Origin of the sequence: Streptomyces sp. NBC_00210, from assembly GCF_045160975.1 — a bacterium.
GTDB lineage: Bacteria > Actinomycetota > Actinomycetes > Streptomycetales > Streptomycetaceae > Streptomyces.
The window spans coordinates 2,039,020-2,053,345 of sequence record NZ_CP108120.1 but is presented as its reverse complement, the minus strand read 5'-3'; the positions used below and the strand labels follow the sequence as shown (position 1 = coordinate 2,053,345).

Annotated in this window: 12 protein-coding genes; 8 read left to right on the top strand and 4 right to left on the bottom strand. The window is 70.7% G+C overall.

Annotation, left to right across the window (positions count from 1 at the left end):
• Nucleotides 1–350 precede the first annotated feature (350 nt).
• Together OG729_RS09245 and argF are read left to right on the top strand one after the other, a co-directional pair.
• Nucleotides 351–1,583: an arginine deiminase gene (locus tag OG729_RS09245; RefSeq protein WP_360870460.1), complete on the top strand. Its 1,233-nt coding sequence runs from the start codon at nt 351–353 to the stop codon at nt 1,581–1,583.
• A gap of 98 nt (nt 1,584–1,681) precedes the next feature.
• On the top strand, nt 1,682–2,743 hold the full coding sequence (gene argF / locus OG729_RS09240) for an ornithine carbamoyltransferase (RefSeq protein WP_360870463.1): 1,062 nt from the start codon (nt 1,682–1,684) through the stop codon (nt 2,741–2,743).
• Between the two features lie 57 nt (nt 2,744–2,800).
• Here argF and OG729_RS09235 read toward each other — a convergent pair whose 3' ends face one another.
• Complete coding sequence (locus OG729_RS09235) at nt 2,801–3,271, bottom strand: ATP-binding protein (RefSeq protein WP_405805442.1); 471 nt, start codon at nt 3,269–3,271, stop codon at nt 2,801–2,803.
• Nucleotides 3,272–3,463: 192 nt separating this feature from the next.
• On the opposite strand from OG729_RS09235, the gene OG729_RS09230 reads away from it, so the two are divergent.
• Nucleotides 3,464–4,291, top strand: a complete 828-nt coding sequence (locus OG729_RS09230) for an enoyl-CoA hydratase family protein (protein ID WP_360870471.1) — start codon at nt 3,464–3,466, stop codon at nt 4,289–4,291.
• Between the two features lie 350 nt (nt 4,292–4,641).
• Nucleotides 4,642–6,894 (top strand): bifunctional salicylyl-CoA 5-hydroxylase/oxidoreductase, encoded by a 2,253-nt coding sequence (locus OG729_RS09225; RefSeq protein ID WP_405811093.1) that lies wholly within the window; start codon nt 4,642–4,644, stop codon nt 6,892–6,894.
• On the opposite strand, the gene OG729_RS09220 is transcribed toward OG729_RS09225, so the two are convergent.
• The 3 genes from OG729_RS09220 to OG729_RS09210 form a co-directional block, all read right to left on the bottom strand.
• Nucleotides 6,881–7,348, bottom strand: coding sequence for a hypothetical protein (locus OG729_RS09220; protein WP_405805440.1), 468 nt, complete (start codon nt 7,346–7,348; stop codon nt 6,881–6,883). The two genes, OG729_RS09225 and OG729_RS09220, sit on opposite strands and share 14 nt — an antisense overlap.
• 84 nt (nt 7,349–7,432) lie before the next feature.
• Nucleotides 7,433–8,239 (bottom strand): PaaX family transcriptional regulator C-terminal domain-containing protein, encoded by an 807-nt coding sequence (locus tag OG729_RS09215; RefSeq protein ID WP_405805439.1) that lies wholly within the window; start codon nt 8,237–8,239, stop codon nt 7,433–7,435.
• Between the two features lie 4 nt (nt 8,240–8,243).
• Nucleotides 8,244–9,860 (bottom strand): AMP-binding protein, encoded by a 1,617-nt coding sequence (locus tag OG729_RS09210; RefSeq protein ID WP_360870480.1) that lies wholly within the window; start codon nt 9,858–9,860, stop codon nt 8,244–8,246.
• A gap of 130 nt (nt 9,861–9,990) precedes the next feature.
• Between OG729_RS09210 and OG729_RS09205 the strand changes: the two genes are divergently transcribed.
• The 4 genes from OG729_RS09205 (at nt 9,991) to OG729_RS09190 (ending at nt 14,316) form a co-directional block, all read left to right on the top strand.
• Entirely contained in the window at nt 9,991–11,160 is a 1,170-nt protein-coding gene (locus OG729_RS09205; protein WP_405805437.1) for an acyl-CoA dehydrogenase family protein, read from the top strand.
• Nucleotides 11,157–11,555 carry a RidA family protein gene (locus tag OG729_RS09200; protein ID WP_360870486.1) on the top strand — a complete coding sequence of 133 codons (399 nt, stop codon included), beginning with the start codon at nt 11,157–11,159 and terminating at the stop codon, nt 11,553–11,555. The genes OG729_RS09205 and OG729_RS09200 overlap by 4 nt, the downstream gene beginning before the upstream one ends.
• An 82-nt stretch (nt 11,556–11,637) precedes the next feature.
• A complete protein-coding gene (locus OG729_RS09195; protein WP_405805436.1) occupies nt 11,638–12,483 on the top strand; it encodes an alpha/beta fold hydrolase in 846 nt (281 codons plus the stop codon).
• 282 nt (nt 12,484–12,765) lie between these two features.
• On the top strand, nt 12,766–14,316 hold the full coding sequence (locus OG729_RS09190; protein WP_360870491.1) for an MFS transporter: 1,551 nt from the start codon (nt 12,766–12,768) through the stop codon (nt 14,314–14,316).
• Nucleotides 14,317–14,326: the final 10 nt, after the last annotated feature.

Sequence of the window (14,326 nt, the reverse complement as noted above, 5' to 3'; positions counted from 1 at the left end):
GGAGGCACTGCCGGCGCCTCCCCGCGGGCAGGGCGCGGCGGGCTCGCGGGTGCGGGTCGTCGCGCCTCCCGGGCAACCCGCCCGGGCGGACGCGGCTCGCCGATGGGCGGGACGACTCCGGCTGCCACGGGCGCCGCGCAGGCCGGACGATCGCTGCGCCGGGCCGACCCGACGCGCCCCGCAGACGGGGCGATCCCGTCCCGGTCGGGCCGGCGAGTGCCGCCGGGTGGGCCGTTCCGGGGCCCGTGGCCGGGACCCGCGGAGCTCGTCCCGTACTCCCGGCGGCGGATTCGGCAGATGAGTGGGCCATTCGCCGGGTGAACCGGGCTCCGCGCGGCGAGTATGGGGGCATGGGATTCCATGTTGACTCCGAGACCGGGCGGCTGCGCCAGGTCATACTGCACCGGCCCGATCTTGAGCTGAAGCGCCTCACTCCGAGCAACAAGGACGCTCTGCTCTTCGACGATGTGCTGTGGGTGCGCCGTGCCCGGGCGGAGCACGACGGCTTCGCGGACGTACTGCGCGACCGCGGCGTCGAGGTGCACCTGTTCGGCGACCTGCTGCGCGAGTCGCTGGAGATCCCGGAAGCCAGAAAGCTCGTTCTGGACCGGGTCTTCGCCGAGAAGGAGTACGGGCCGCTCGCCACCGATCACCTCCGGGCCGCGTTCGACGAGCTGCCCACTCAGGAGCTGGTCGAGGCGCTGGTCGGCGGGATGACCAAGCGGGAGTTCCTCGCCGGTCACACCGAGCCGACATCCGTCCGCTTCCATGTGATGGACCTGGACGACTTTCTCCTGCGCCCCCTCCCCAACCACCTGTTCACCCGCGACACCTCCGCCTGGATCTACGACGGCGTCTCCATCAACGCGATGCGCTGGCCGGCCAGGCAGCGCGAGACCGTCCACTTCGAGGCGATCTACAAGCACCACCCCCACTTCACCGGCCCGCTGGCGGGAGATTTCCACCACTGGTCGGAGGGACAGGACGACTACCCCTCCACCATTGAGGGCGGTGACGTCCTGGTCATCGGCAACGGCGCGGTGCTGATCGGGATGAGCGAGCGCACCACTCCGCAGGCCGTGGAGATGCTGGCGCGCGGGCTGTTCGCCGCCGGTTCGGCCCGGACCATCGTGGCGCTGGACATGCCCAAGCGGCGGGCTCTCATGCATCTCGACACCGTGATGACGATGGTCGACCGCGACACCTTCACCCAGTACGGGGGGCTCGGCATGCTCCGCTCGTACACCATCGAACCGGCCGAAGGCCCCATGGCGCTCAGGGTCTCCGACCATCCGCCGGAGCAGATGCACAGCGCGATCGCCGCCGCGCTGGGCCTGAAGGAGATCAGGGTGCTCACGGCCACCCAGGACGTGCATGCGGCGGAGCGCGAGCAGTGGGACGACGGCTGCAACGTCCTCGCCGTGGAGCCCGGCGTCGTCGTCGCATACGAGCGCAATGTCACCACCAACACCCATCTGCGCAAACAGGGCATCGAAGTGATAGAGATCCCCGGCAGCGAACTGGGGCGTGGCCGGGGAGGCCCCCGCTGTATGAGCTGTCCGATCGAGCGTGATGCCGTCTAGCGGTCCCGGGGGCAGGCAGTCCCTGGGCTCCGTATAGCAATGCAGGGCCTCGTATATACTTCCACGGTCATCGCGTCCGCGACCCAGGAGCAGCCACCATGGCGATACATCTCGAAGGCCGCCACTTCCTCAAGGAGCTGGACTTCACCGCCGAGGAGTTCCGCGGCCTGATCGACCTGTCCGCCGAGCTGAAGGCTGCCAAGCGGGCGGGTGCCGAGGTACAGCGGCTGCGCGGCAGGAACATCGCGCTGATCTTCGAGAAGACCTCCACCCGCACCCGCTGCGCCTTCGAGGTCGCGGCCGCCGACCAGGGCGCGTCGACCACCTATCTCGATCCGTTCGGCTCGCAGATAGGGCACAAGGAGTCGGTGAAGGACACCGCGCGCGTGCTCGGCCGGATGTACGACGCCATCGAGTACCGCGGGCACGGCCAGGGTGTTCTGGAGGAGCTGGCCACGCACGCCGGAGTCCCCGTCTACAACGGGCTCACCGATGAGTGGCATCCCACCCAGATGCTCGCCGATGTGCTGACGATGACCGAGCACACCGACAAGCCGTTGGACCGGGTCGCGTACGCCTATCTCGGTGACGCCCGCTACAACATGGGCAACTCCTACCTGGTCACCGGCGCGCTGCTGGGTATGGACGTACGGATCGTCGCGCCCCGACTGTTGTGGCCGGACGAGACGATCGTGGCGCTCGCGCGCAGGCTGGCCGCCGTGTCGGGCGCCCGCGTCACGCTCACCGAGGACGTCAAGGAGGGCGTGCGCGGGGCGGACTTCGTCGCCACCGACGTGTGGGTCTCGATGGGGGAGCCGAAGGAGGTGTGGGACGAGCGGATAGCGCTGCTCGGCCCGTATGCGGTGACGATGGACGTGCTGCGCGCCACCGGCACTGCGGATGTGAAGTTCCTGCACTGCCTGCCGGCCTTCCACGATCTGGGCACCAAGGTCGGCCGCGAGATTCATGAGCGGCACGGCCTGACCGAGCTCGAAGTCACCGACGAGGTCTTCGAGTCGGACCACTCCGTCGTCTTCGACGAGGCGGAGAACCGTATGCACACGATCAAGGCGATCATGGTCGCCACCCTCGCCGGGCCGGCCGCCGGGGAGCCTGCCGACGCGTCCGCCGACGTACCCGCCGAGACGCGGCAGCCGTAATTCCGACGCCGATGAGTGGGGTTCGGGCTCGCATGCCCGAGCCCCGCTTTTCGGTCGTCAGCTCCGTGACGGGAGTGTGAACCAGACCGCCTTGCCGCCGTCGGTGGGGCGGTGCCCGCAGGCCGAGCTCAGCGCGCGGATCAGCAGCAGACCGCGGCCGTGCTCCTGCCAGGGGCCGGGCCCGGAGTCGTGCGCGGACCGGGTCAGATTCCCCGGCGGGGCCGGGTCGCCGTCGTGGACCTCCACCTGGCAGCCCGTCGGCAGCAGCTCCACCACCAGCTTGATGGGGGTGCCGATGTGGGTGTGCTCGACCGCATTGGCGACGAGCTCCGCCGTCAGCAGCTCGGCCGTGTCGCTGTCCGGGGACACCTCGATGTCCGCCAGCGCCGTACGGATCAGGGCGCGGGCGATCGGCACGGCGGCCGTGGTGTGCGGCAGGGCGATGCGCCAGGAGGCGGGGCCGGAGGCTTCGAGCAAGGTGCGGGGTTTCCGTTCGACGGTGCGGGGCGTGGTCCTGTCTTCAACCATATGAAGCACAAGCGGGCAAACAAGGTGCTGAGGCCCGACCTGGGTGCGACCTGTGCCACAACTGGGACGGGAACTTTGCCCGGATACAAGTCGGCTACAACCTGCGTATCGCGCACTCGTGACGGAAGTCACGTATGAGTGATAACTTCAAGAGGCAGGCAGCCGACCGCCCGCTGAAGGAGGCCACACTCCATGAGCCCCTTTTCCGGCTCCGCACAGCGCACCCAGGAATGGCGCCATCTGCGGCTCACCACGGACGACGGGGTCGCGACCGTCACACTCGCCCGCCCCGAGAAGCTCAACGCGCTCACCTTCGGTGCCTACGCCGACCTCCGCGATCTGCTGGCCGAGCTGGCGCGGGACCGTTCCGTCCGGGCGCTGGTGCTGGGCGGGGAAGGGCGCGGATTCTGCTCGGGCGGCGACGTCGACGAGATCATCGGCGCGACGCTCTCGATGGACACGGCCCAGCTTCTCGACTTCAACCGAATGACGGGACAGGTCGTACGGGCGCTGCGTGAGTGCCCGTTCCCGGTGATCGCGGCCGTGCACGGCGTGGCGGCGGGCGCCGGTGCGGTTCTGGCGCTGGCCGCGGATTTCCGTATCGCGGACCCGTCCGCGCGGTTCGCGTTCCTCTTCACGAAGGTGGGGCTGTCGGGCGGCGACATGGGGGCGGCGTATCTGCTCCCGAGGGTCGTCGGGCTCGGCCATGCCACCCGGCTCCTGATGCTCGGCGAACCGGTCCGCGCGCCCGAGGCCGAAAGGATCGGCCTGCTCAGCGAGCTGACTGAGGAGGGCCGGGCGGACGCCCGCGCAGCCGAACTGGCCCGCCGCCTGGCGGACGGCCCGGCCCTTGCGTACGCCCAGACGAAGGCGCTGCTCACGGCCGAACTCGACATGCCGCTGGCCGCGTCGGTCGAGCTGGACGCGGCGACGCAGGCGCTGCTGATGAACGGCGAGGACTACGCGGAGTTCCACGCGGCGTTCACGGAGAAGCGCACGCCGAAGTGGCGGGGGCGCTGACGATGTCACGCCGTCCGACCGTTCCCCACCCCGCCCCATCCCGTAACCGGGGGCAAGCCCCCAGACCCCCGGACGCCCTTCGGGCGGGTCCTCAATCGCCGGACGCGCTGGAAAATCCAGCCCCGCCGGCGTTTGAGGGGTGGGGGTCCCCCCACGCCCGCAGGGCGTTGGGGGAGGGTCCGGGGCGGAGCCCCGGTTACGGGAAGAAGCGGGGTGGGGAAACGCCCACCGCGCCCCGGGCGGCCACGACCACCCGCTCCCCGGCCGAGCAGGGGATCCGGGTCCCCGAGCCCGGCCGGACGACGGCCACCGCGGCCGAGGCACGCCGACGCGCCCTCCGCGTCGCCGTCATCGGCGGCGGACCCGGCGGGCTCTACGCCGCGGCACTTCTGAAACGGCTCGACCCCCAGCGCGAGATCACCGTCTGGGAGCGCAACGCCCCCGAGGACACCTTCGGCTTCGGTGTCGTCCTCTCCGACGAGACCCTCGGCGGGATCGAGCACGCCGACCCCGTCATCTACCGCGCGCTCCAGGAGCAGTTCGTCCGCTGGGACGACATCGACATCGTCCACCGCGGCCGCACCCTCACCTCCGGCGGGCACGGCTTCGCCGCGCTCGGGCGGCGCAGGCTCCTGCACGTACTGCACCAGCGTTGCGCCGAGCTCGGCGTGCGGATCCTCTTCCGCACCCCCGCCCCGCCCGCCGCCGCGCTCGCCGCCTCGTACGACCTGGTCATCGCCGCGGACGGAGTGAACAGCCTCACCCGCGAGGCACACGCCGACGCTTTCGCGCCGCACATCACCACCCACCGCTGCCGCTACATCTGGCTCGCCGCCGACTTCGCCTTCAACGCCTTCCGCTTCGAGATCGCCGAGACCGAGTACGGCGCGATGCAGCTGCACGGCTACCCCTTCTCCTCCCACGAAAGCACCGTCATCGTCGAGATGCGCGAGGAGGTCTGGCGCGCGGCCGGGCTCGACGCCTGCGACGAGCAGGAGTCGGCCGACCGCTGCGCCAAGACCTTCTCCGACGCCCTCGGGGGCCGGCCGCTCCGTGGCAACAACTCCAGCTGGATCGCCTTCCGTACCGTCGTCAACGACCGCTGGTCCCACGGCAATACGGTCCTGATCGGCGACGCGGCCCACACCGCCCACTTCTCCATCGGCTCCGGCACCAAGCTCGCCGTCGAGGATGCCCTCGCGCTCGCCGCCTGCATCCAGGAGCAGCCGACGCTGGACGAGGCCCTCGCCGCGTACGAAGCCGAGCGCCGCCCGGTCGTCGAGTCGACGCAGCGCGCGGCCGCCGCCAGCCTGCGCTGGTTCGAGGAGGTCGCCACCTGCCTCGACCAGCCGGCCCGGCAGTTCGCCTTCAACCTGCTCACCCGCAGCCGCCGCGTCACCCACGACAATCTGCGGCTGCGCGACCCGGCGTTCACCGACTCCGTCGAGCGCGACTTCGGCTGCCCGCCCGGCACACCCCCGATGTTCACGCCCTTCCGGCTGCGCGGACTGACCCTGCGCAACCGGGTCGTCGTCTCGCCCATGGACATGTACTCGGCCATGGACGGCGTCCCCGGCGACTTCCACCTCGTCCACCTGGGCGCACGGGCTCTCGGCGGCGCCGGCCTGGTGATGACCGAGATGGTCTGTGTGAGCGCCGAGGGCCGTATCACCCCCGGCTGCACCGGCCTCTACACCCCGCAGCAGGGCGCGGCCTGGCGTCGCGTCACCGACTTCGTGCACCAGCAGTCGCCCGGCACGGCGATCGGCGTCCAGCTCGGCCACTCCGGCCGCAAGGGTTCCACCAAGCTGATGTGGGAGGGGATCGACGAACCACTCCCCGAGGGCAACTGGGCCGTCTCGGCCGCCTCACCTCTCCCGTACCGCCCCGGCGTCAACCAGGTCCCGCAGGAGCTCGGTAGCGCGGGACTCGACGAGATCCGCGAACAGTTCGCCGCCGCGACCCGGCGGGCCATGCACAGCGGCTTCGACCTCCTCGAACTGCACTGCGCCCACGGCTATCTGCTCTCCGGCTTCCTCTCTCCCCTCACCAACCGGCGGACCGACGCCTACGGCGGCCCGCTCGCCAATCGCCTGCGCTTCCCCCTCGAAGTCTTCGACACGATCCGGGACATCTGGCCCGACGACCGGCCCATGACCGTCCGCATCTCCGCCACCGACTGGGCGGCGGGCGGCACCACCGCCGACGACGCGGTCGAGATCGCCCGAGCCTTCGCCGCCCATGGCGCCGACGCGATCGACGTGTCCACGGGGCAGGTCGTGCCGGACGAACAGCCGGAGTACGGCCGCTCGTACCAGACCCCGTACGCCGACCGGATCCGCAACACCCTCTCCGTCCCCGTCATCGCGGTCGGCGCGATCTCCTCCTGGGACGACGTCAACTCGCTCCTGCTCGCGGGCCGCGCCGACCTCTGCGCGCTGGCGAGGCCGCATCTGTACGACCCGCACTGGACGTTGCACGCGGCGGCCGAGCAGGACTACGCGGGACCGGGGGCGATCTGGCCGGATCAGTACCGGGCAGGCAGCCGCAGACCCCCGACCGGTCGCACGGACGCGCCCAGGCCCCGGCTCACTCTGGACTGAGGCACTCGTGACAGCGGCACGGATCGGGATGCGGGCCGCCGTGATACGTACGCCGCCCGTCCGCGGCGATCCGCTCCAGCATCGCGGCGTGCTCCTTGGCCTGCTCCCGCGTCATCGGCGGTGCGTACGCGAATTCCGCGTACCGGCGCAGCACGGCAGGGCTGTGGATGAGCTTGGCGCGGAAGGAGTGCAGATGCCGGGTCGCCGTGTCGATGGTGATCCAGCGGCCGTTGTGCCGCCCCCGCCCGACCGTGGTCAGCTGTTCGTGCCCCATGCCCGGATAGGTGGACACGACATACACCTTCGCCCCGCCCTTGTACGCCTTGGTGCCCGGTCGCAGCTCCTGGCCGCCGTCGCCGTAGCGCCGCCACAGCACGACATTGGCGACAACCAGCCACCGCGGCTCCGGTATGCCGGCAGGTGTGCCGGGTATGTCCTCCGGGGTCTCGCTCATGCCCGAATACGACGCGGGCGCACCGTTTCCGGTTGCACGACGGCACGGTTGTACGAAGCCACGGTTGTAAGAAGGCCGCACCGTTCACGGTTGTACGAAGGCCGCGCCCGCGTCCCGCAGCAGCGCGTGCAGGCGCGCGAAGACCTCCGCGGACCGGCCGCCCGGCCAGCCCTGCGGCAGCAGTTCGGGCGGCAGCCCCGGATCGATGTACGGCAGCCGCCGCCAGGAGTCCAGCGCCGGCAGATAGTCCCGGTACGCCTCCCGCGCGGGCACCTCGTCGCGCGCCTCCCACGCCCGCAGCACCGGCTCGTGCAGATCCAGGAACTCCTCGTGCTCCTTGGCGATCGCGCCGAGGTCCCACCAGCGCGCCACCGCCTCCGCCGTCGCCGCGAAACCGAGATGCTCGCCGCGGAACAGCTCGACATACGGGTCGAGTTGGAGCCGGTGCAGCGTGTGCCGTGTCTCCTCGTACAGCCGCGCGGGCGCGATCCACACCCCCGGTGCCGCCGACCCGAAGCCGAGCCGCCCCAGCCGTGAACGCATCAGATGGCGCTTGTGGCGCTCGGCCTCGGGCACCGAGAAGACGGCGAGCACCCAGCCGTCGGAGAGCAGCGGGGACTCACGGGTGTAGATCCGCCGGTCGCCGTCGTCGAGCAGCTGACGGGCGTCGGCCGACAGGGCGTAGCCGGCCGCACCGTCCGGCGTGCGCTCGGGCACCAGCAGGCCGCGGCGTTTGAGCCGGGAGACCGATGAGCGCACGGACGGCGCGTCGACGCCGAGTACCGCAAGCAGACGGATCAGTTCGGCCACGGGAAGGGGACCCGGCCGCCTGCGTCCGTACGCGCCGTAGAGGGTGACGATCAGGGAACGGGGAGTGTGCTGCTCGGCCACGTGATCACTTTAGGGCCCGTAGGCGGAAGCGTTGCAGCTTGCCGGTGGGGGTGCGCGGAAGGGCGTCGAGGAAGACGATCTCGCGCGGGCATTTGTACGGTGTCAGCCGTTGCTTGACCGCTTCGGTGAGCGCGGTGACGGTGTCCTCGCCGGCCGGGATTCCTTCGCGCAGGACGACGTACGCCACCGCGATCTGTCCTCGCAACTCGTCGGGGTGGCCGACGACCGCGGCCTCCGCCACGTCCGGATGCTGCAGCAGCGCGTCCTCCACCTCCGGGCCCGCGATGTTGTAGCCGGCCGAGATGATCATGTCGTCGGCGCGGGCGACATAGCGGAAATAGCCATCGGGTTCACGCACATACGTGTCACCGGTGAGATTCCAGCCGTCGTGCACGTACTCCAGCTGTCGGGGGTCGGTCAGATAGCGGCAGCCGACCGGGCCACGCACGGCCAGCAGCCCCGGCTCTCCGTCCGCGACCGGGTTGCCGGTGCGGTCCACCACGCGCGCCTGCCACCCCGGCACCGGAATCCCGGTGGTCCCCGGTCTGATCGCCTCGTCCGCCGCCGAGATGAAGATGTGCAGCAGCTCGGTGGCGCCGATGCCGTTGATGATGCGCAGCCCCGTCCGCTCCTGCCACTCCTGCCAGGTGGCGGCCGGCAGATTCTCACCGGCCGACACGCAGCGGCGCAGCGAGCGGATGTCGTGCTCGTGGAGGCTGCCCAGCATCACGCGGTACGCGGTCGGCGCGGTGAACAGAACGGACACCCGGTGCGGGGCGATCGCGGACAACAGCTGGCTGGGGCCCGCCTGTTCGAGCAGCAGCGCCGATGCCCCGGCCCGCATGGGGAAGACGACCAGACCGCCGAGCCCGAAGGTGAACCCGAGCGGCGGGCTGCCTGCGAAGACATCGTCGGGCTCGGGCCGCAGCACGTGGGCGGAGAAGGTGTCGGCGACGGCCAGCACATCCCGGTGGAAGTGCATACACCCCTTGGGGCGGCCGGTCGTGCCCGAGGTGAACGCGATCAGCGCAACGTCGTCGGCCGCCGTCCGGACCGCTTCGTACGGTTGCGGCGCAGCGGCGGCGGCAAGCTGCACCAGATCGTCGGGGGAGTCGCCGCCGTACGCCGTGATCCGCAGCCCCGGCACCTCGGCCTTCGCCAGGTCGTCGAGCGAGCGGATGTCGCACAGGGCATGGCTCACGGCGGCGATCTCGCACACCGTGGCCAGCTCCTTGGCCCGCTGCTGGGCCAGGACGGTGACCGCCACCGCACCCGCCTTCATCACGGCCAGCCAGCAGGCCGCGAGCCATGGCGTGGTGGGCCCGCGCAGCAGGACACGGTTTCCGGGGACGACGCCCAGGCCCGAGGTGAGCACATGCGCTATGCGGTCGACCTGGTCGCGCAGCTCTCCGTACGTCCAGACCTCGCCGCCGCCGGTGCGGAAGACGGGCCGGTCCGCGCCGAAGCGCTCGATCGTACGGTCCAGCAGCTCGGCGCCGCAGTTGAGGCGTTGCGGGTAGTGCAGATCGGGCAGCTCGAAGAGAAGTTCCGGCCACTGCCCGGCGGGCGGGAGATGGTCGCGCGCGAATGTGTCGAGGTGGGCCGAGGGTGACAGCTCCATGGTTCGCCCCCTTGTCGTGGTGGGGTCGCGAATCGAGCGTATCGTGAAGGTGACGACAGTCAACAGTCCGCGATACTGTGCTTTCCCAGGGGCACCCACGGGCCCCCGGCCGCACGAAATGGGGGCACGTATGCCCGTATTTTCGCTCGATCCGGCACAGACCGCCTGGTGTGCGCAGCTGCGCACCCTGGCCCGCGAGCGGCTGCGACCGCTCGCGGAGAAGGCGGAGCCGGGCCGCGTCAACCGCCCCTTGGTCGCCGCGCTCGGTGAACTGGGCCTGCTGCGGCGCCTGTTCGGGGCCGGTGCGCTCGAGCTGTGCCTGCTGCGCGAATCGCTGGCATACGGCTGTACGGAGGCCGAGACCGCCCTCGCCCTCCAGGGTCTGGGCAGCTACCCCATCGTCCAGGCGGGCACGGCCGCGCAGCAGGAGCGCTGGCTGCCCGAGGTGATCGCCGGGCGCGCCGTCGCAGCCTTCGCGCTCAGCGAGCCGGACGCAGGCTCGGACGCAGCGGCCCTCGCCCTCAAGGCCCTTCCGGATCAGGGGGGTTGGCGGCTGAGCGGCGAGAAGTGCTGGATCTCCAACGCCCCCGAGGCGGACTTCTACAGCGTCTTCGCGCGTACGACCGAGGGCGTGGGCGCGCGCGGCGTGACCGCCTTCCTCGTCCCCGCCGACCGGCCGGGGCTGACCGGAACCGCCCTGGACATGCTCTCGCCGCATCCCATCGGCGCACTGACCTTCGACGGCACCCCCGTGACCAGGGACGATGTGCTCGGTGAGATCGACGGCGGCTTCCGCGTCGCCATGAACACCCTCAACCTGTTCCGCCCGAGCGTTGGCGCTTTCGCCGTCGGCATGGCCCAGGCGGCGCTCGATGCGGCCATCGCCCACACCGCCCGCCGCACCGCCTTCGGCGGCCCGCTCAAGGACCTCCAGTCCGTCGCCCACCAGGTCGCCGAGATGGCCACCCGCACGGAAGCCGCCCGGCTGCTCGTCCACGCGGCGGCCGCCGCATACGACGAAGGGGCCGCCGATGTGCCGAAGCGGTCCGCGATGGCGAAGCTCCTGGCGACCGAGACCGCCCAGTACGTCGTGGACGCCGCGGTCCAGCTGCACGGCGCCCGTGCGCTCCAGCGCGGCCACTTGCTGGAGCATCTGTACCGGGAGGTGCGCGCCCCGCGGATCTATGAGGGCGCAACGGAGGTCCAGCGCACGATCATCGCCAAGGAGCTGTACAAGGAGCTGTACGCGAAGGAGTCGCACGCGTCGTCGCACGCAACCGCCGAGGAGCCCAACGCATGAGCCTGCACCGCCACAATCCGGCCGAGCTCTCGCCGCCCACCGGCTTCTCGCACGCCGTCACCGCCACCGGATCGAGGCTGGTGTTCCTGGCCGGGCAGACCGCGCTGGACACCGGCGGGAAGGTGGTCGGCAAGACCCTGCCCGAGCAGTTCGAGACGGCGCTGGCGAATCTGCTGTCCGCGCTCGCGGCCGCCGGGGGAGCACCGCAGGACCTCGCCCGCGTCACCATCTATGCGACCGACGTCGCCGACTACCGCGCCAACGCCCCTGAACTGGGCCGTATCTGGCGGCGGTTGGCGGGCCGCGACTATCCCGCGATGGCGGTGATCGGTGTCGTACGGCTCTGGGACGAAGAGGCCCTGGTGGAGCTGGACGGCACCGCCGTGCTCCCCTGACCGTGCCCCCGCTCACTGATCCGGCCTGAGCGACCGGACAGGACCTATGGCATAACATCGTTATTCCGCGAGGGGAGCCGCCATGCCGGACATCGAGCTCAGCGCAGGGACGATCGCGTACGAGGACACGGGCGGCCCGGGGCCCGTCGTCGTCCTGCTGCACGGGCTGGTCCACGACGCCACTGTCTGGCGCAAGGTGATCGCGGACCTGGGGCGCGATCACCGCTGTATCGCCCCGACCCTGCCCTACGGCGCTCACCGCACCCCCATGCGCCCCGACGTCCCGCTCAGTCCCGACTCCGTCAACGAGCTGATTGCCGAGTTTCTGGACCGCCTGGACCTGAGCGAGGTGACCCTCGTCGAGAACGACTGCGGCCGCGCCCAGACCGTCGCAGGACGGCACCCCGCCCGGCTCGCCCGGCTCGTGCTCATCTCCTGCGAAGCCTTCGACAACTACCCACCGGGCGCCCCCGGCAAGATGATCTCGCTTGTGTGCAAGGTGCCCGGCGGCATCGGGCTGATGGCCCGCATCCTCGCGCTGAAGGCGCTGCGCCGGCTGCCCATCGGGCTCGGCGCGCTCACCAAACGACCCGTACCCGACGAGATCGCCGGCGGCTGGCTGCGTCCGCTGCTGACCGACAAGGCCATCAGGGCCGACTTCAAGGGCTACAACGCGGGCGTACGCAAGACCGAACTCCTCGAGGCGGTCGAGGGGCTGCGGAAGTTCGACCGGCCCGCGCTGGTCGTGTGGGCGACGGAGGACCGGATGATGCCGCGCGAACACGGCAGGCGGCTGGCCGAACTGCTGCCGCGGGGGCGGCTGCTGGAGATCGAGGACAGCTGCACGCTCATCGCGGAGGACCAGCCCGAGGCGCTGGCCACGGCGCTGCGCGAGTTTGTCGCGCAGGGGACGGGCGGCGGGTCCTGAGCGACGGCGGCGAGATGGCCGGGCGGCGGGTCCTGAGCGACGGCGGCGAGATGGCCGGGAGGCGGGTCCTGAGCGACGGCGGCGCAGACAGCCCGCTGCGGGGCGTGAGCGGTTGGCCGCGACGCCGACCGGCTGCGTGGCGTGACCGGTTGCCCGCGAAACGACCGGCTGCGGGACGCGATCGGCCGGTGCGTGATCGACTGGTGGCGTGTCTGTGCCGGGTTTACCGTCGATGAGTGGACGGAACCGTCTACTGACCCTCGTGTGAGGGCACGATGCGCCATGGCGACCCCGCAGCCGACACCCACACCCCCCGCCCCCGCCGCGAAGAAGAAGAGCGGCGGCAACGGTATCGCCCTTCTCGTCATCGCCTCGTGCCAGTTGATGGTGGTCCTCGACATCACCATCGTGAACATCGCGCTCCCGCACATCCAGAGCGCGCTGGACTTCTCCACCACGAGCCTGTCCTGGGTGGTCAACGCCTATACGCTCACCTTCGGCGGCCTGTTGCTGCTCGGCGGCCGCACCGGTGACATCCTGGGACGCCGCAGGGTCTTCATCTTCGGTGTGCTGCTGTTCGCGCTCGCCTCCCTGCTCGGCGGCCTCTCGCAGAACGAGGGCCAGCTTCTCGCCTCCCGTGCCCTGCAGGGCGTCGGAGGCGCCATCGCGTCACCGACATCACTGGCTCTGATCACCACCACCTTCACCGAAGGCCCGGCACGCAACCGGGCGTTCGGCGTCTTCGCCGCGGTCTCCGCGGGCGGCGGCGCGATCGGTCTGGTGGCGGGTGGCATCCTCGTCGAATGGCTCGACTGGCGCTGGGTGTTCTTCGTCAATGTGCCGATCGCCGCGCTCATCGTGCTGGCGACGCCGCGTCACATCAAGGAGTCCGAGCGCCATCCCGGCCACTTCGACCTGGCCGGCGCGCTGACGTCGACGCTCGGCATGGTCGCGCTGGTCTACGGCTTCATCAGGGCTGCGCAGGAAGGCTGGCGGGACCCGTGGACAATCGCGTCGTTCTGCGCCGCGATCGTGCTCCTGTCCACGTTCATCCTGGTCGAGCGGCGTTCCAGCCAGCCGATCACGCCGCTGCACATGTTCGCCGACCGTAACCGGTCGGGCACATACGGAATCATGCTGAGCCTCGCTGCGGCGATCTTCGGCATGTTCTTCTTCCTGACGCTCTTCGTGCAGAACGTCCTCAACTTCAGCCCCCTGCAAGCCGGACTCGGCTTCCTGCCGGTGAGCGCGATCATCGCGGTCGGCGCCGGCACCGCTTCCCAACTCCTGCCCAGGTACGGCCCGAAACCCTTCATGGTGACCGGCTCGATCCTGGCCGCGGCGGGCCTGTCCTGGCTGACCCTGACCGACATCAACTCCACCTATCTGGGCAGCATCCTCGGACCGATACTGGTCTTCGGCCTCGGTATGGGCTTCAACTTCGTCTCGCTGACGCTGATGGCCGTCTCCGGAGTGCCCAGGGAAGAGTCGGGCGCGGCATCCGCCATGCTCAACACCACGCAGCAGGTGGGCGGTTCGCTCGGCCTGTCCATCCTGGTCACGGTGTTCGGCACGGCCAGCCGCAACGAGGCCCACGACCAGGTCCCGCAGTTCCTCGCTCAGGCCACCCCGGCGGAACGCCTGCGCTTCGAACGCACCGGCGTGCTCCCACCGCCCTTCAGCGACGAGGTCCTCACCTCCGGAGTCTCGTCCGCATTCATCGTGGCCGCCATCTTCGCGGTGATCGCCCTGGTGATCGCCGTCCTGGCGATCCAGGTGCGCCCCTCGGACCTGGAACGCCTGAAGGGCGGCGTCACCCCCGGCCAGGCCTGAGCCCCGTGCC